The following is an 18,280-nucleotide window of genomic DNA, read 5'->3' as shown; positions in this document are numbered from 1 at the left end:
CTCCCGGACCACGGCGGTGCGATTCAGCAGGCCGGTCAGGCCATCGATTTCGGCGGCGCAGCGCAGGTCGTGCACCAGGCGTTGGGCCAGCATCAGGGTGAAGCCGGTGCTCAGCAGGAAGGTGCAAAGAATCCCGAACAGGTAGTTGGACGTCGTCAGGATGGATGACAGCAGCACGTGCGATTCCATCTCAGGATGCATTGAGACTGCTGCCCGGGCCAGATAAAAGAAGGTATCGATGGCGAAGACGAGCGCAGTGAACGCGCAGCCTGTCCTCAGCTCGCGCGGGGCACGGAACAGGAGGAGCCAGATCATCCAGGCATCCCAGATGATGCTCTTCACGCCGAACACGGTGGCTTCGACCGCCTGGGGTGGGGGTGTGAGGAGAAAGGCGACTTGCACCGCCAGGAAGAGGGCGATCAGCAAGGCTGGCCACCGCCACCGCAGGGGATATTTGATGTGGATGGCGATGCCACCGAGCATGGCGCCATTGGCCGCCGCTATCAGCAGGCTTCCAACGATAGTCGACAGGAAGGTCGCATTTTCGTCGTAACCTTCCGCCAGCCCGGCCAGGGTAAGCAGCCAGAACGCCCCTGCCCAGATGTGCAGGGCGAGCATCCCGCGCAGCACCATACTGAGCAGGGTAAAACTCAATGCAATGGTCGCCCCCACGGCCAGGCCGATAATGCCTAGCGTGTGTACGTCGAGATTCGCCGTACCGTCCATCCCGTCCCCCGGTTTCGCCCCTGGGGCCATTCTAGGACGGGACCGACGACCTTGCACGAAGACATTAAAATACGATAGACTTAGTGAATCTTAAGCGCCGTTGGGCCCCGGTTTAGGCCTTACACCCAGTGGGTGCTTCAGGAACTTTCTTTTTACAAGAAAGCCTCCTCGTGAGGCTTTTTTGTTGGGCGCACGGAGGCGCCCTGCGACACACTGTGAGCGCCRTCAGGGCATCGCGGCGAGCGCTGGAGGAAAGTGTCGGATACATCGGCGACGTAATGGAATGGGCCGCTCGCGCCCTTTTTTTGTTTCTGGCGAATGGAAAAACCGCAGGTAACGTGGATACCAACGCACTTACACAACGCTTTTCAGACATCGTGGCCGAGCTTGGCCTCGAAGTACTGGGTATGGATTTCGCCCCGTCCGACGGGCAGCAAACGCTGCGCGTCTATCTGGACGTGCTGGGCGCCGAGCGCGAACGTCGCGAGGCGGCGGAACTGCCGGTGGAAGTGACGGTGGAGGATTGCGAGGCCGCGAGCCGCGAGTTCTCCGCCTACCTCGACGTTGAAGATCCGATCCCTGGCAACTATGTATTAGAAGTCTCCTCACCCGGCATCGACCGCCCTCTGTTCACGGCGGAGCAGTTCGCTCGCGTGAGCGGCCAGGAAGTCAAAGTGCTGCTGAAGGCCCCTATCGAGGGTCGTCGGCGCCTCAAAGGCAACGTCATTGAAGTAAATGGCGAGCACATTGTGGTCGAAGGTGAGGCTGGCCGATTTGAATTCGAGCATGCGGACGTCGAAAGCGCCCGCGTGGTTCCCGATTGGGTGGCTCTTGGCTATGCGCCACAGCCGAAGCCCGGTCTGGGCGGAAAGAAACCCAAATAACGAAACGACGGGGTGCCGCGGGGCATCCTTACGGGAGTAGCGGCAATGAGCAAAGAACTTTTGCTGGTAGTCGACGCGGTCGCCAACGAAAAGGGCGTACCGCGCGAAGTCATTTTTGACGCCATGGAAGCGGCGCTGGCCTCGGCCGCCAAGAAGCGCTACCCCGATGAGGATCCGGACATTCGTGTCGAGATCGATCGCAACACGGGTGATTACGAGACCTTCCGTCGCTGGGAGATCGTCGCCGACGACGTCGAAATGGAGGATCCGTCTTATCAGATCCGCCTGATGGACGCTGAAGACGAAGCCGGCGAAGGCGAAGTGGCGGAGATCGGTGGTGCCATCGAGCATCAGGTCGAGAACGCCGAGTTTGGCCGTATCGCTGCGCAGGCTGCGAAGCAGGTCATCGTGCAGCGTGTTCGCGAGGCCGAGCGCCAGCAGGTGGTCGACCAGTTCGTGGATCGTGTCGGCGAACTCGTCACCGGTATCGTCAAGCGCGTCGAGCGCGGCAACGTCTATCTCGACCTCGGCAGCAATGCCGAGGCCTTCATCCCGCGCGACAAGACGATTCCCCGTGAATCGGCCCGCGTCGGCGACCGCGTTCGCGGTTACCTGTACGAAGTGAAGTCGGAAGTCCGTGGTCCGCAGCTGTTCGTTTCACGCAGCGCGCCGGAATTCATGATCGAACTGTTCAAGCTCGAAGTGCCGGAAGTCGGTCAGGGCCTGGTCGAGATCAAGGGCTGCGCCCGCGATCCGGGTGACCGTGCCAAGATCGCCGTCGTCGCCCACGATAGCCGCACCGATCCCATCGGCGCATGCATCGGCATGCGCGGTTCGCGCGTGCAGGCCGTGTCCAACGAGCTCAACGGCGAGCGCGTCGACATCATCCTGTGGCACGAGAACCAGGCGCAGTACGTCATCAATGCGATGGCGCCGGCTGAAGTGCAGTCGATCATCATGGATGAAGAGAAGCACTCCATGGACATCGCCGTTGCCGAGGACAAGCTGTCCCAGGCGATCGGTCGCGGTGGCCAGAACGTGCGCCTCGCCAGCAAGCTCACCGGCTGGCAGCTCAACGTGATGACGCAGGACCAGGTGACGGCGAAGAGTGAGGCCGAACAGGCCGCCGCGCTGCAGCTGTTCCAGGACAAACTCGAAGTGGACGAAGAGATCGCTGGCATCCTGGTGCAGGAAGGCTTCTCGTCCATCGAAGAAATTGCTTACGTGCCGAGCGCCGAGCTGCTCAACGTGGAAGGCTTCGACGAAGACATCGTCGAGGAACTCCGTGCTCGCGCCCGCGACGCCCTCCTGACCGAGGCACTGGCTGCCGAGGAAGGTGTGGAAGAAAACCCGCCTTCCGAGGAACTGCTCGGTCTGGACGGCATGGACGATGCGACCGCCTTCGCGCTGGCGGATCGTGGTGTGAAGACGCTGGACGACCTGGGTGACCTTGCCGTCGACGAACTCATCGATATCGATGGCATGACAGAGGAACGCGCTTCGCAGCTGATCATGGCTGCGCGTGCTCCGATGATCGCCCGCCTGGAAAAGGGTGGCTAAGCGCGAGACCGGAAGCGTCCTGGACGGACGCCTCGAGGGAGGCCACGAGGTCTCCCGCCATGGATGGAGGCAGCCGTACGGGTCATCGTCGGCACGTAAGGTTACGCGCGGGAACGGCGGAGAATAAAGAACGATGTCGGACGTCACAATCAAACAACTCGCCCATCAATTGGGCCTCCCGGTCGACAAGCTGCTTGGGCAGCTTGGCGAAGCCGGCATGAAATTCTCCGATGCGGAGCAGGTCATCAGCAGCACCGAAAAGGTGAAGCTGCTCGGATTCCTGCGTCGCACGCACGGCAAGAACGACGCCGCTCCCGAAACGGACGAAACGRCGCCTCGCCAGATCACCCTCAAGCGCCGCACGGTCGGTGAGTTGAAGGTGAGCTCCGGTACGGGGCGTGGCGCTGGCGCGGCGAAGACGGTCAACGTCGAAGTCCGCACCAAGCGCACGTACGTCAAGCGCAGCACGATTGCCGAAGACGCCTCGCACGATCCGGAGCGTGAGGACGCCGCGCGCAAGCTCGCCGAGTCTCATGCCCAGCGTGAGAGCGACGAGGCACAGCGCCGCGAGGAGGCCGAGCGCCGACAGGCTGAAGAAGCCCGTCACGCCGCTGAAGCCGAGGCACGTCGTCAGGAAGAGGCTGCCGCCGAGGCGCGTCGCCGCGCCGAGGCCGAGCAAGCCGCCGAGCGCGCACGCGCTGAAGCTGCCCAGGCAGCGGCCAAGACGTCGCCGGCATCTGCCGAAGCGACGGCTGCGCCGACGCCTGCTGCCGCTCCGGCGGCGCCCGCTCCGGCTGCGCCGGTGACTACGTTCACTGACGAGAATGGCGTGACCCACACGACAGGCAAGCTCGATACGCGCCGGCTCGGCATGATCACGCCGACCATCCATGAGCCGCGCAAGCGCGAGCGCGTCATTCCCAAGCCGGTTCCCGCACCGGCGCCAGCCCCGGCGCCTCCGCCGGTCGTGGCAGCTCCGGCGCCAGCGCCGGCTCCGCGTGCGGCTGCGCCTTCACCCGCTCCGCGTCCGGCCCCTGGTTCGGTCGCAGCAGCTAACGATTCGCGTGGTAACGCGCGTCCGAAGCACGGCGGCGGTGGTGGCGGCGGTGGTAACAGCGGCGGCCCCGGCCGTGGCAACGACCGCGACTCCGGCGGCAAGCGTTTTGGTGGCGGCGAGATGCATCTGTCCGATGCCGATCGCGCACGTCGCTCCAGCGCCAATCGTCGTGGCGGCGGCAAGGTCCGTGGTCGCGCCGAAGCCCCGCGCGGCGGCGCTTCGTCCGGTGGTCCGCACGGCTTCACGCGTCCGACCGCCGCGGTGGTCCGTGATGTCGTGATCGGCGACAACAACCTCGTTACCGATCTCGCCCAGAAGATGGCCGTGAAGGGTGCCGAGGTGGTCAAGGCGCTGTTCAAGATGGGCGTCATGGCGACCATCAACCAGACGATCGATCACGACACGGCCGCACTGGTCGTCGAAGAACTCGGTCACAACCCGGTTCGTGCCACCGAGAACGACGCGGAAGCCGCGCTGCAGACGCAGACGCAGACCGCCGAACTCGAGGGCGAGAAGGTTTCGCGTCCGCCGGTCGTCACGATCATGGGTCATGTCGACCATGGCAAGACGTCGCTACTCGACTACATCCGTCGCACCAAGGTCGCTTCGGGCGAAGCCGGTGGCATCACCCAGCACATCGGCGCGTACCACGTCGAAACCAGCCGCGGTGTCATCACCTTCCTCGACACCCCGGGCCATGCGGCGTTTACGTCCATGCGTGCTCGTGGTGCRCAGTCCACGGATATCGTGGTGCTCGTGGTCGCGGCCGACGACGGCGTCATGCCGCAGACGATCGAAGCCGTGAAGCATGCGCGCGCCGCCAAGGTGCCGCTGATCGTCGCGCTGAACAAGATGGACAAGGCCGGTGCCAATCCGGACAACGTCAAGCAGGGCCTCGGCCTCCTCGAAGTCATCCCCGAAGAGTGGGGCGGCGAGACACCGTTCGTGCCGCTCTCGGCGAAGACCGGCGACGGCGTCGATGCACTGCTCGATGCGATTTCGGCCCAGGCCGAAGTCATGGAACTCAAGGCGGTGGCCGATGGCCGCGCTTCGGGTGTCGTGATCGAATCCAGCCTCGACCGCGGTCGCGGTCCGGTGGCCACGGTGCTGGTCCAGCAGGGCACGCTGAAGAAGGGCGACTTCGTCGTCTGCGGTGTCGAATACGGCCGCATGCGTGCACTCGTCGACGAAACCGGTAAGCAGGTCAATGAAGCCGGCCCGTCGATTCCGGTGCAGGTGCTGGGTCTGTCCGGCGTGCCGGAGTCGGGTGACGACTTCGTCGCCGTGAAGGACGAGCGCCTGGCTCGCGAAGTGGCGGCCGAACGACTGCTCAAGCGTCGCGAGACCCGCCTGGTCAGCAAGTCGAACCGTCTGGAAGACATCATCGCCCAGATGGGTCAGGGCCAGGGCCAGCAGACCCTCAACATCCTCGTCAAGGCGGATGTGCAGGGTTCGGTCGAGGCGCTGCGCGATTCGCTTACCCAGATCGGCAACGACCTGGTCAAGGTGAACGTGATCGCTTCCGGCGTGGGCGGCATTACCGAGTCCGAGGCCACGCTGGCAACGGCTTCGAAGGCGCTGATCATCGGCTTTAACGTCCGTGCCGACGCGTCGGCACGCAAGGTGATCGATACCAACGGGCTCGACGTCCGTTACTTCTCGATCATCTACGACGTGATCGACCAGGTCACGCAGGCGGCTACCGGCCTGCTGGGCATGGAGATCCGCGAAGAGATCATCGGTGTCGCGCAGGTTCGTGACGTGTTCCGTTCGTCGAAGTTCGGCGCGGTCGCGGGCTGCATGGTCATCGAAGGCAACGTCAAGCGCAGCAAGCCGATCCGCGTGTTGCGTGACAACGTGGTCGTGTTCCAGGGCGAACTCGAGTCGCTCCGCCGCTTCAAGGAACTCGTTGACGAGGTCCGTAACGGCATGGAATGCGGTATCGCCGTCAAGCAGTACAACGACGTCAAGGTCGGCGACCAGATCGAGTGCTTCGAGCGCATCGAAGTGCCTCGCACGCTGTAACTCGCGTCAGCTTGCCTCCCCGGTACGCCGGGGAGGCTTTATTCGTTTATGCACCTATCAAAAACTGGAGGCGGATATGCCGTCCCGTGATTTCAAGCGTACCGACCGCGTGTCCGCCCAGCTTCGCCGCGAAATCAGCGAACTGTTGCATGCCGCTGTACGCGACTACGCGCTGCCTTCGGCCAGCGTGTCGGATGTAGAAGTAACCCGCGACCTCGATTGGGCCACCGTATGGGTCACGGCGCTCAAGCCGGAAGAGTCGCCGGTGGTGATGAAGGCGCTGAAGGAGCTCGCTCCCGAGTTCCGTCATGCGCTGTCGAAGTCCATGATCCTGCGCAAGGTGCCCCAGCTGAAGTTCAAGTACGACGAGTCCGTCGATACCGGTGAACGCATCGAGCGCCTGCTGCGTGAAAATCCGGTTCCCCCGGCCGATCCCGCAGAAGAAGAGTCCAAGTAGGAGCCGATTCATCGGCGATGCTTTTGTGTGGGAGCTGCTTCAGCAGCGATGGGTGCTAGCGGCAAACTGGCCCGCTGGCGCGGGATCGCCGATGAATCGGCTCCTACAGTGTTCTGGCCATCTCTTGGCCACTTCTCATTTCTGCCTCTATGAACCGTCGAACCTTTCGTGACATCCACGGGATCCTTCTGCTCGACAAGCCACTCGGCCTGAGCTCCAACCAGGCATTGCAGGCGGCGCGTCGGCTCGTGGGCGCGGCCAAGGGCGGTCACACGGGCAGTCTCGATCCGCTCGCGACCGGGTTGTTGCCGCTTTGCTTCGGTGAGGCGACCAAGTTGGCCGGCTGGCTGCTGGGTTCGCGCAAGGCCTATGAGGCCGAGGTGCGGCTGGGCGTGACAACGACGACGGCCGACCTTGAGGGTGACGTGGTGGAGACGTGTCCCGTCCCGGAACTGGACGAGGCGATGATCGAAGCGGCGTTGGCGCCGCTGCGCGGCCATATCGTGCAGATCCCTCCGGCCTATTCGGCGATCAAGCAGGACGGCGTTCCGCTTTACGTGCGTGCGCGACGGGGCGAGGTTGTGGACGTTCCCGCCCGGGAGGTCGACGTCTACCGGCTCGAGGTGATCGGGCGCGAAGGCGATACCGTCCGCTTGCATGTGGAGTGTGGGTCGGGGACGTACGTGCGCAGCCTTGCCGTCGACTTTGGCGCCCATCTCGGCTGCGGCGCCCATCTGACCGGCCTCCGCCGCCTCTGGGTCGAGCCGTTCATGGAGCCGCCGATGATCACGCTGGACACCCTGCGCGATGCCGCCGAGGCGGGCCCGGAGCAGCTCGAAGCCTTCCTGATGCCGGTAGATGCCGGGCTGACGCATATCCTCCGGGTGGAACTCGACCCCGAGCAGACGCGTATCTTTGGCTTCGGCCAGCCGGTGCCGCTGGGGCAGGGCACCCAACCAGGGCGTTGCGCGGTGTGGGGTGCGGATGGGCGTCTCATGGCGCTCGGGGAAATCGCCGACGATGGCCTGCTCCGCGTCCTTCGGGGTCTCAACCTCCCGACCGCTTGACCGGGCTTGTTGCCGGTACGCGCACGACGTTACAATAGAGTGCTCATTTCATAGCTTTCAACACAATGCGAAGCTTGCGCAACTTCAGCGGTCCGCTGAGGTTGCGCAAGCTTCGCACCCGCTTTTAAGGAAACGATTCAATGCTTACTCCCGAACAGACCGGTCAGATCATCAAGGATTTCGGCCGCAAGGAAAACGACACGGGCTCGACCGAAGTCCAGGTCGCCCTGCTGTCCGCCAACATCCTGCAGCTGCAGGATCATTTCCAGGCTCACAAGCAGGACCACCATTCGCGTCGCGGCCTGCTGAAGATGGTCAACCAGCGCAAGAAGCTGCTTTCCTATCTGAAGGCAAACGACCTGGGTCGCTATCAGACCCTGATCGAACGCCTCGGCCYGCGCCGCTAAAACGAACAGGACGAGGAGATCACGGTGGCGAAAGTAACCAAGTCATTCCAGTACGGTAGTCACGAAGTCACACTGGAGACGGGCGAAATTGCCCGCCAGGCCTCCGGTGCAGTCATGGTCAGCATGGGCGGCACTGTCGTTCTGGTCACTGTCGTCGCTGCCCCCAAGGCGCGCGACGGCCAGGACTTCTTCCCGCTCACGGTCGACTACATGGAGAAGTTCTACTCCGCGGGTCGTATCCCGGGTGGCTTCTTCAAGCGCGAAGGCCGTCCGACCGAGAAGGAAACGCTTACTTCGCGCCTGATCGATCGTCCGCTTCGTCCGCTKTTCCCGGAAGAGTTCCGTAACGAAATCCAGGTCATCGCACAGGTCGTGTCGCTGAACCCGGAAGTCGACGGTGACATCCCGGCGCTGATCGGTGCTTCAGCCGCGATGCGTCTCGCCGGCGTGCCCTTCAAGGGTCCGATCGGTGCGGCTCGCGTCGGTTACGCGAATGGCCAGTACATCCTCAACCCGACCGCCGCCCAGCTGAAGACCTCCGACCTCGACCTCGTCGTGGCCGGTACCTCCAGCGCCGTGATGATGGTCGAGTCGGAAGCCAAGCTGCTCAGCGAAGACGTCATGCTCGGCGCGGTGGTGTTCGGTCACCAGCAGATGCAGCTCGCGATCGACACGATCAACGCCTTCGTCGCCGAAGCCGGCGTCAAGACGTTCAAGTGGGACGCTCCGGTCGCCAAGACGGCGCTGTTCGACGCGGTCAAGTCCGCTGTCGGCAACCGTTTCACCGAAGCCTTCCAGATCCGCGACAAGCTCGCCCGTCGTGACGTCGTCAGCGCGCTCAAGAGCGACGTGAAGACGGCCATCGCTGCCAACGCCGAAGCCAATGGCTGGACCGACGCAGACATCGGCAACGCCTTCGGCGAAGTCGAGTACCGCACCCTGCGCGACGGCGTCCTCAGCACGAAGGTCCGCATCGACGGCCGCCAGCTCGACGACGTCCGCCCGATCTCGGTGCGCGTCGGCGTCCTGCCGCGCACGCACGGTTCGGCGCTCTTCACCCGCGGTGAGACGCAGGCCCTGGTCGTTGCCACGCTCGGCACCACCCGTGACTCGCAGCTCATCGACGCGCCGGAAGGCGAGTGGAAGGACACGTTCCTCTTCCATTACAACTTCCCTCCGTTCTCGGTCGGTGAAACCGGTCGCGTCGGTAGCCCGAAGCGTCGCGAAATCGGCCACGGCCGTCTCGCCAAGCGCGGCGTGCAGGCTGTCAAGCCGACGATCGAAGAGTTCCCGTACGTGATCCGCGTCGTCTCGGAAATCACCGAGTCGAATGGCTCCTCGTCGATGGCTTCGGTCTGCGGTTCTTCGCTGGCCATGATGGACGCGGGCGTTCCGCTGAAGTCGGCTGTTGCCGGTATCGCCATGGGCCTGGTGAAGGAAGGCAACGACTTCGTCGTGCTCTCCGACATCCTCGGTGACGAAGATCACCTCGGCGACATGGACTTCAAGGTAGCCGGTACCGCCGATGGCGTGTCCGCGTTGCAGATGGACATCAAGGTCGACGGCATCACCGAAGAGATCATGCGCACGGCGCTGGCCCAGGCCAAGCGTGGTCGCCTGCATATCCTCGGCGAAATGGCCAAGTGCATCACCGAAGCCCGCTCGGAAATGAGCGAGTTCGCACCGCGCCTGCTCACGATCAAGATCCACCCGGACAAGATCCGCGAAGTGATCGGCAAGGGTGGCGCGACCATCCGCTCGATCACCGAAGAGACCGGTACCACGATCGACATCACCGATGACGGCAACGTTGTCATCGCGTCGGTCAACCGCGAAGCCGCCGAAGCCGCGCGCAAGCGCATCGAGCAGATCGTTTCGGACGTCGAGCCGGGCCGTATCTACGAGGGCAAGGTTGCCAAGCTGATGGACTTCGGCGCCTTCGTCACGATCATGCCGGGCAAGGACGGTCTCGTTCACGTCTCGCAGATCTCCAGCGAGCGCGTCGAGAAGGTCTCGGACAAGCTCAAGGAAGGCGACATCGTCAAGGTCAAGGTCCTCGAAGTCGATAAGCAGGGCCGTATCCGCCTGTCGATGAAGGCCGTTACCGAAGACGAAAACGTCACCGGTTAAGCCTGCTTCAAGCTGTACTCACAAAGCCCGGCGTCGCAAGACGCCGGGCTTTGTCGTTCATCTGGCAGGCTCCTACAGCTTCCTGAGGCCCTCCACGCGGTACGATTACCCCATGTCCGATAAGCCCAACGATTTCATCGATCAGTACCAGGCCTTCGTCCGCGCGGGGCTGGAAACCTGGTCGCGCCAGTTCGATCCCGCAAGTCAGGGCGCGGCTGCGTCGCCGTCCGCTGACATCATGGGACGGATGTTCAGCGGCCTGAGCGGTTATGGCGACTGGATGCGCTCGATGGCCGCCGGCGAACCCGGGGCGGCGCCATTTGCGATGGGGGGCGTGCCTCCCTTTGGCGGCCCGGGCACAGCGGGGCCTTCGCCCTATGGGCCGCCGGGCGCCTTCCCGCGTGGCTCCGCACCGTTCGGCTACGGGCCGCCACCAGGCGCCGCGGCGTATGGCTACGGTCCGCCGTCCGGCGCCGAGATGCCACAACCGGGTACCGAACAGTTCGACGAGTGGGCGCGCGTGGCGCGCGAAACGCTGTCGATGCCGACGTTCGGTCTCACACGCGAACAGCAGGAAGAGCAGCAGGCCTTGTTCCGCGCATGGATCGACTATGCGGAACACTACGCGCGGTTCCAGGCTTTGCTGCAGGGCGTGAACGACCGTGCAGGCGCCGCGCTTCGCGAGCAGCCCGCACCATCGGACGCGGAGTCCATGCGTTCGGTTTACGACCGATGGGTAAATCTTGCCGAGGAAAACTACGGTGAGGCTGCGTTATCCAACGAATTCCGCGAGGTATATGCGTCGCTCGTGAACGCGCAGATGCGCCTGAAAGTGCTGCAGCAGAAACAGGTCGAGCGCGTGACGCGCCAGGCTGGCATGCCTACGCGTACCGAAGTGGACAGTCTTGGCGAGCGATTGCAGGCGATGCGTCGGGAGTTGCGGCAGATGCATGGGCTGGTGGCTGAGGTCGAGGCGCTTCGTGCTGAAGTGGCGACGCTGCGAGCCGGTAAGACGGCTGCGAAGAAGGGCAGGGCGCGATGAACGGCAATCCGTTTTCGTTCGACCCCGAGAGCGCGCGGGCCGAAGTCGAAGCGTTTCGCCGGAAGCTCGAAGCCGGAATGGAAACGCTCAAGCACATGGGGCCGATCGAGCTCGGCACCACGCCGCGCGAGGCCGTGTATACCGAAGACAAGCTCACGCTCTGGCATTTCAAGGGCACGAAGAAGCCGAGTGCCAAGACACCCCTGCTGATCTGTTACGCACTGGTCAACACGCCGTGGATGGTCGACTTGCAGGAAGATCGATCCATGGTGCGCAACCTGCTCGCCCAGGGCGAGGATGTGTATCTCATCGACTGGGGTTATCCCGACGGCGCCGATCGCTGGTTGACTCTGGAAGACTATATAGACGGCTACCTGGATCGCTGCATCGATGTGATTCGGACGCGCCACGCGATTGAATCGCTCAACTTGCTCGGCATCTGCCAGGGCGGTGTGTTCTCGCTTTGCTATGCCACCCTGCATCCGGAAAAGGTTCGCAACCTCGTCACCATGGTGACGCCGGTGGACTTCCATACGCCCGACAACATGCTTTCGCATTGGGCGCGAAATATCGACATCGACCTGTTTGTGGATACGTACGGCAATGTCCCGGCCGATGTCATGAACTTCGCCTACCTCACGCTGAAGCCAGTTCGTCTGAACCAGCAGAAGTACGTCGGCCTCGTGGACATCCTCGACAACCCGAAGGAAGTCGAGAATTTCCTTCGCATGGAAAAGTGGATCTTCGATTCACCCGACCAGGCGGGTGAGGCGTTTCGCGAGTTCGCTCGCGACTTCTTCCAGAAGAACCAGCTGATCAAGGGTGAGGCGCACATCGGTGGCAAGGCGATCGATCTGAAGAAGATCACCCACCCGGTGCTGAACATCTACGCCGAGCAGGATCACCTCGTGCCGCCGGCTGCGTCCACGCCCATGGGCGATGTCATTGGCAGCAAGGATTACACCGCGCTCGCTTTCAAGGGCGGCCATATCGGGATCTACGTTTCCGGTCGTGCCCAGGCCCAGGTGCCGCCTGCCATCCATGACTGGCTCGCCAGCCGTTAGTTGGCATGAATGCGCGCCTGGCCAAAATCCTTCTCTCGCTGACGCTGGCGGCCTTTGCGCTGGTCGTGGCGTACGACAACCTCATCGACTATGGCTCGAACTTCGCCTTCGTGCAGCATGTGTTGTCGATGGATACGACCTTTCCGGGCAACGCGTTGCTGGAAAGGGCGATCGTCCGGCCATGGATGTGGCACGCCGGTTACGTTCTCATCATTGCGGGCGAGGCAGCGACGGGCGTATTGCTCCTTATCGGAAGCTTCGCCCTCTGGCGTGCCCGCAACCAATCGACACACCTCTTTCAGGCGGCCAAACGCTGGGTTGTCGCCGGCTGCGCCCTCGGCTTCGTGGTCTGGTTCTTCGGCTTCATGGTGGTTGGCGGGGAGTGGTTTGCCATGTGGCAATCGAAGGCGTGGAATGGGCAGGAAGGGGCCTTCCGGTTCTACATGGCAATCATCGGGGTGCTGATTTTCGTCAATCAGGCTGATTCCGAACCGCAATAGCAGCGGCGTAGGCGCGTGGCATACTCCGCCAGCGGCAAGGGAGCCGCCTGAACAGGGATGGGGGATTCATGAACGCTTTGAAATACGCGTGGCTCATGGCCGGCGCACTGGTTTTGTCTGGGTGTGCCGGGCCGGCGATGAGGCCGCCGACGGCGCTACCCGTGAGTTCGATTTCGATCACCACGGTTGCCCAGGTGCCGGCGTCCGGGCAACTTCCGGCTCCTGCGGCGCACGTGGGTACGTCACAGTACATCGTCATGCAGAACGAGGGTGGAAGCATCTTCCTGGGACCCATCCTCGGAGGACTGCGGGTCGAATCGAAGACACGTGAGATGGCCGAGAAGTACAAGCATTCGGTGTTCGATATCGATCCCATGCCGACGGTGGCTGCGGCGCTTTCGGAGGCCGGCATGCCCGATCGTGGCGCATCGGCGACCTACACTGTGCATCCGTACGTCTACGTTGAGCACGGTACCGACGGAAGGTTCCGCATGGCGCTGGTCTACCAGGTGGAATCGCACGGCGCCCAGCCCTGGATTGGGCGCTACACCTATGACCTCCCGACGCCCATCGCCGAAGCGCGATTCATGAAGCTCGACGACGCGGCGCGCGCGACATTCAACACCGAACTCAACGAAGGGGCGGCAGCGCTCGCCAGCCTGATGCAGCGCGATTTGTCCGGCGCGTTACCCAAGCAGGGGCGTGCCGTTAACGTCGGCACGCTCTGGCTTTGCGGTGAGCGCTTCGGCGGGATCGGCATCTACACGCAGCCTGCCGAGATGTCATTCCGGGGGCAGATCCTGGAGGAGTCCGGCGGCTTCGTCACCGTACGCATGGACGCCTTGCTGGGGCCTAACCAGGTCTATGGTGTGCACCTGGTCCGTCGTGACTTGGTCCACACATTGAAGTCCAGGACCTAGGCAGGCGTAGGCACGGCGGACCGGCCGCATGCCGGGACGCCGTGCGATAATCGGGAGATGAACATCACCACCTCCCACGACTCCATTCGCGCCGTGCAGTGGCAGGGCGACCGTCTCCGCCTGCTCGACCAGCGTCGCCTCCCGGCGGAAGAAATCTGGTTCGATTGCGTGAACGCCGATGACGTCACTCGCGCCATCCGCGACCTCGCCGTGCGGGGCGCTCCCGCGATCGGTATCGCCGCGGCATGGGGCGTCGTGCTGGCTGCGAAAACGGGTGAGGATCTCGCCGCTTCCATGGCCACGTTGCGCGCTGCGCGCCCCACGGCAGTGAACCTCATGTGGGCGCTGGACCGCATGAACAGGCGCGTGCTTGCAGGCGCTGATACCGCCGCACTGGAAGTCGAAGCGCAGGCCATCCAGGATGAAGACCTCGCTGCCAACCGTCACATGGGCGAACTCGGCGCCTCGCTGATCGAAGCGGGTTCGCACGTGCTCACGCACTGCAACACCGGTTCGCTTGCCACCGCCGGATACGGTACGGCTTTGGGCGTGATTCGTGCCGGTGTCGCCATGGGCAATATCGAGCAGGTTTACGCCGGCGAGACGCGTCCCTGGCAGCAGGGTGCCCGCCTGACCATGTGGGAGCTGGTGCGAGACGGCATCCCCGCCAAGCTCATCGCCGATTCCGCCGCCTCGCACCTCATGAAAGACGGCAAGGTGAGATGGGTCATCGTCGGCGCGGATCGCATCGCGGCCAACGGCGACACCGCCAACAAGATCGGCACTTACCAACTGGCCATCGCCGCACGCCACCATGGCGTGAAGTTCATGGTCGTGGCGCCGTCGACCACCGTCGACATGGCAACGGGGACCGGTGACGACATCGAGATCGAGTTGCGCGACGCAACGGAACTGTTGTCGATTGCCGGTACGCGTACCGTGATCGAGGGTGCCGACGCCTGGAACCCAGTGTTCGACGTGACCCCGGCCGAGCTGATCGATGCCATCGTCACCGAGCGCGGGGTGATCCTCAAGCCTGACGAGGAGCAGATGCGGATCCTGTTTCCGTGAGCCGTCTGCGCCGTGAGGTGGCCCTGTTCGCGGTGGGCGGCCTGCTCGGCTTCATCGTCGACGCCGGTATCGCCCAGGCTCTGGTCCGCCTGGCGGACTGGAGCGTGTACACGGCGCGCATCGTATCGTTCCTCAGCGCCGCGAGCGTTACCTGGTGGTGGAACCGCAACCACACGTTCGCGCAGCGTGACTCGGGCCAGAGCCAGGGTTCCGAGTGGCTTCGCTGGATGGGCCTGATGGCCGTCGGCGCGGTGATCAACAACGGGGTTTACGTTCTCGTTTTCCAGGCATTTCCGGCGCTCCGCGCGTGGCCCGCGGTGGCCGTGGCGGCAGGCTCGGTAGGGGGCTCCGTGGCGAATTTCCTGTTCGCCAGGACACTGCTTTACCGCGCCGCCAAAACACCTGCGTAAGTCATTGAATTAGAACACCTTTTAGCTGTCTTTTCGACGCCCGTTGTGCTACCATCGACGGGTTGGGTCGGCCGCGTCGCGATACCGCGAATCGCGCGGCCGGCGGGGGCCTATTGTTAGACATCCAGGAAGCCGATTGATGGCAGAACTCGCCAAAGAAGTCATCCGCGTCAACATCGAAGACGAGATGCGTCAGAGCTATCTCGACTACGCGATGAGCGTCATCGTCGGGCGCGCACTGCCCGATGTGCGCGACGGCCTTAAGCCGGTACATCGACGCGTGCTGTTCGCCATGAACGAGCTGAGCAACTCCTGGAACAAGCCGTACAAGAAGTCGGCCCGCGTGGTCGGTGACGTGATCGGTAAATACCATCCGCATGGCGACGCGTCGGTCTACGACACGATCGTCCGCATGGCGCAGCCGTTCTCCTTGCGCTACATGCTGGTCGACGGCCAGGGTAACTTCGGTTCGGTGGACGGCGACAACGCCGCGGCCATGCGATACACCGAGGTGCGCATGGCGCGCCTCACGCATGAGCTGATGGCCGATATCGACAAGGAAACCGTCGATTTCGGACCGAACTACGACGAAAGCGAACACGAGCCGCTGGTCCTTCCGACCCGCGTGCCGAACCTGCTCGTCAACGGTTCCGCGGGTATCGCCGTCGGCATGGCGACSAACATCCCGCCGCACAACATGACCGAGGTCATCAATGCGGTGCTCGGGCTGATCGAGGACCCCTCGCTCGGAATCGACGAACTGATGACGTTCATCCCCGGTCCGGACTTCCCGACCGCCGGCATCATCAACGGCTCGTCCGGTATCGTCGAGGCGTACCGCACTGGTCGTGGTCGCATCCTCGTGCGTGCCCGCACCTCGATCGAAACCGAAGCGAACGGCCGCGAGACGATCCTCGTCCACGAGCTGCCGTACCAGGTGAACAAGGCTCGCCTGATCGAGAAGATCGCCGAGCTGGTAAAGGAAAAGAAGCTCGAGGGCATCAGCGAGCTGCGCGACGAGTCCGACAAGGACGGTATGCGCGTGGTCATCGAGATCCGCCGCGATTCCATGGGCGACGTCGTGCTGAACAACCTGTTCCAGCAGACCCAGCTGCAGGTCACCTTCGGCATCAACATGGTGGCCCTGCTCGACGGCCAGCCCAAGCTGATGAACCTCAAGGACATCCTCGAGGCCTTCATTCGCCATCGCCGCGAAGTCGTCACGCGCCGCACCATCTTCGAACTGCGCAAGGCACGCCAGCGCGCACATATCCTCGAAGGCCTTACGGTCGCGCTTGCCAACATCGAAGAGATGATCGAGCTGATCCGTACCTCCGCGTCGTCGGCCGAAGCGCGCGAGCGCATGGTCGCCCGTCGTTGGGAGCCGGGCCTGGTCAAGGCACTGCTCGCCGCCACGGGTGCGGAATCGTCGCGTCCTGAAGACATGGATSCGCGTGATGGCCTGAACGAGAACGGCTACCAGCTGTCCGAAGCGCAAGCCACCGAAATCCTGCAGATGCGTCTGCATCGCCTCACCGGCCTGGAGCAGGAAAAGCTCTCCGATGAGTACCGCGAGATTCTCGATACGATCCGCGGCCTCATCGAGATCCTCGAGAACCCGACGCGCCTGCTGGAAGTGATCCGCGAAGAGCTCGAGCAGATCCGTACCGATTACGGCGACGAGCGGCGCACCGAGATCCAGCACTCGCAGGAAGACCTGAACGTGCTTGACCTCATCGCGCCGGAAGACGTGGTGGTGACGCTCTCGCACACCGGTTACATCAAGCGTCAGCCGGCCAGCCTGTACCGCGCGCAGAAGCGTGGCGGCAAGGGTCGTTCGGCCTCGGCACTGAAGGACGAAGACGTCGTGCAGCAGCTGTGGGTGGTCAACACCCATGACACGCTGCTGACCTTCACCAGCACCGGTCGCGTCTACTGGCTCAAGGTGTACCAGATGCCGGAAGCCGGCCCGGGTGCGCGTGGCAAGCCCATCGTGAACCTGCTGCCGCTGGGTGAGGGTGAGAAGGTGCAGGCCCTGCTGCCTGTGCGCGAGTACGACCCGACCTGCTTCGTGTTCTTCGCCACCCGCAAGGGCACGGTGAAGAAGACGCCGCTGACGGAATTCGCGTTCCAGCTGCAGAAGGGCAAGGCCGCCATCAATCTCGACGAGGGCGATGCCCTGGTCGATGTCGCGATGACCGGCGGTGAGAGCGATGTGTTGCTCTTCGCCTCCAACGGCAAGTCGGTGCGCTTCGACGAAGGCACGGTCCGCTCCATGGGCCGTACCGCGACGGGCGTGCGTGGCATGCGTCTGGCTGAAGATGCGGAAGTGGTCTCGCTGATCGTGGCCGCGGGTGATGGCAACATCCTCACCGCGACGGCACGCGGCTTCGGCAAGCGCACCGCGCTCGACGAGTTCCCGAAGAAGGGTCGTGGCACGCAGGGCGTCATCGCCATCCAGTGCTCGGACCGTAACGGCAACCTCGTCGCGGCCACCCAGGTCACCGAGACGCAGCAGCTGATGCTGATCTCCGACCAGGGCACGCTGGTACGCACCCGCGTGTCGGAAGTCTCGCAGCTGAGCCGCAACACGCAGGGCGTGACGCTGATCAAGCTGCCGAAGGACGAAACGCTCATCGGCGTGGTTCGTCTGGAAGCCGAGGAAGAGATCGAGATCGAAGGCGAGGGTGAAGTGATCGACGGTGACGTCGCCGCCGACCTCCCGCCCATCGAAAGCGGCCCCACCGGTGACGGTGACGAGCCAACCGAAGCGTAAGAAAAAACCCGCCGAAAGGCGGGTTTTTTTTTTGCCTGAGTTTTTGTAGGAGCCGATTTGCGGTGGTCTAATTTTCCTGGACACCCATGTAGGAGCAAAATCCCTACCGAGGTGAATCATGGGATATCGACCGATCGACCCGGCGCTCAAGCGCCGGGCGGTGTGTTTAGTACTGGATGAGAAC

The 18,280-nt window shown here is 63.4% G+C and carries 14 protein-coding genes and 1 pseudogene; 14 read left to right on the top strand and 1 reads right to left on the bottom strand.

What is annotated here, in order from left to right:
* Positions 1-726, bottom strand: a pseudogene (locus tag AC1DT2_RS04670) (GGDEF domain-containing protein); the annotation flags it as partial.
* Between the two features lie 338 nt (positions 727-1,064).
* Between AC1DT2_RS04670 and AC1DT2_RS04665 the strand changes: the two are divergent.
* The 14 genes from AC1DT2_RS04665 to gyrA all read left to right on the top strand — a co-directional run bounded on the left by AC1DT2_RS04665 (position 1,065) and on the right by gyrA (position 18,096).
* Positions 1,065-1,610 carry a ribosome maturation factor RimP gene (locus tag AC1DT2_RS04665; RefSeq protein ID WP_063573260.1) on the top strand — a complete coding sequence of 182 codons (546 nt, stop codon included), beginning with the start codon at positions 1,065-1,067 and terminating at the stop codon, positions 1,608-1,610.
* 45 nt (positions 1,611-1,655) lie between these two features.
* Entirely contained in the window at positions 1,656-3,170 is a 1,515-nt protein-coding gene (gene nusA / locus AC1DT2_RS04660) for a transcription termination factor NusA (protein WP_063573258.1), read from the top strand.
* A 133-nt stretch (positions 3,171-3,303) separates the two neighbouring features.
* Positions 3,304-6,252: a translation initiation factor IF-2 gene (gene infB, locus AC1DT2_RS04655; RefSeq protein WP_477294719.1), complete on the top strand. Its 2,949-nt coding sequence runs from the start codon at positions 3,304-3,306 to the stop codon at positions 6,250-6,252.
* 76 nt (positions 6,253-6,328) lie between these two features.
* Positions 6,329-6,709 carry a 30S ribosome-binding factor RbfA gene (gene rbfA, locus AC1DT2_RS04650; RefSeq protein ID WP_063572533.1) on the top strand — a complete coding sequence of 127 codons (381 nt, stop codon included), beginning with the start codon at positions 6,329-6,331 and terminating at the stop codon, positions 6,707-6,709.
* A 149-nt stretch (positions 6,710-6,858) separates the two neighbouring features.
* Positions 6,859-7,776, top strand: a complete 918-nt coding sequence (truB, locus tag AC1DT2_RS04645) for a tRNA pseudouridine(55) synthase TruB (RefSeq protein WP_063572534.1) — start codon at positions 6,859-6,861, stop codon at positions 7,774-7,776.
* Between the two features lie 140 nt (positions 7,777-7,916).
* Positions 7,917-8,183, top strand: coding sequence for a 30S ribosomal protein S15 (rpsO, locus tag AC1DT2_RS04640; RefSeq protein WP_477294716.1), 267 nt, complete (start codon positions 7,917-7,919; stop codon positions 8,181-8,183).
* 24 nt (positions 8,184-8,207) lie between these two features.
* Positions 8,208-10,313 (top strand): polyribonucleotide nucleotidyltransferase, encoded by a 2,106-nt coding sequence (pnp, locus tag AC1DT2_RS04635; protein WP_477294714.1) that lies wholly within the window; start codon positions 8,208-8,210, stop codon positions 10,311-10,313.
* 112 nt (positions 10,314-10,425) lie between these two features.
* Positions 10,426-11,355 (top strand): poly(R)-hydroxyalkanoic acid synthase subunit PhaE, encoded by a 930-nt coding sequence (locus AC1DT2_RS04630; RefSeq protein WP_477294712.1) that lies wholly within the window; start codon positions 10,426-10,428, stop codon positions 11,353-11,355.
* A complete protein-coding gene (locus AC1DT2_RS04625; protein ID WP_477294710.1) occupies positions 11,352-12,419 on the top strand; it encodes a class III poly(R)-hydroxyalkanoic acid synthase subunit PhaC in 1,068 nt (355 codons plus the stop codon). The genes AC1DT2_RS04630 and AC1DT2_RS04625 overlap by 4 nt, the downstream gene beginning before the upstream one ends.
* Before the next feature lie 5 nt (positions 12,420-12,424).
* Positions 12,425-12,919 carry a DUF2165 family protein gene (locus AC1DT2_RS04620; RefSeq protein ID WP_477294708.1) on the top strand — a complete coding sequence of 165 codons (495 nt, stop codon included), beginning with the start codon at positions 12,425-12,427 and terminating at the stop codon, positions 12,917-12,919.
* Between the two features lie 68 nt (positions 12,920-12,987).
* Complete coding sequence (locus tag AC1DT2_RS04615; RefSeq protein WP_477294706.1) at positions 12,988-13,839, top strand: hypothetical protein; 852 nt, start codon at positions 12,988-12,990, stop codon at positions 13,837-13,839.
* A gap of 57 nt (positions 13,840-13,896) precedes the next feature.
* The gene (gene mtnA, locus AC1DT2_RS04610; RefSeq protein ID WP_477294704.1) at positions 13,897-14,910 is read left to right on the top strand and encodes an S-methyl-5-thioribose-1-phosphate isomerase; all 1,014 of its coding nucleotides are present in this window, start codon (positions 13,897-13,899) and stop codon (positions 14,908-14,910) included.
* Complete coding sequence (locus AC1DT2_RS04605; protein WP_477294702.1) at positions 14,907-15,320, top strand: GtrA family protein; 414 nt, start codon at positions 14,907-14,909, stop codon at positions 15,318-15,320. The genes mtnA and AC1DT2_RS04605 overlap by 4 nt, the downstream gene beginning before the upstream one ends.
* A gap of 139 nt (positions 15,321-15,459) precedes the next feature.
* Positions 15,460-18,096, top strand: a complete 2,637-nt coding sequence (gene gyrA / locus AC1DT2_RS04600) for a DNA gyrase subunit A (protein WP_477294700.1) — start codon at positions 15,460-15,462, stop codon at positions 18,094-18,096.
* The last annotated feature ends 184 nt before the right edge of the window (positions 18,097-18,280 follow it).

This window comes from Luteibacter sp. P4_E6 (assembly GCF_056401535.1).
Note: the sequence above shows the minus strand (reverse complement) of the source record. Positions and strands in the feature narration are given on the sequence as shown.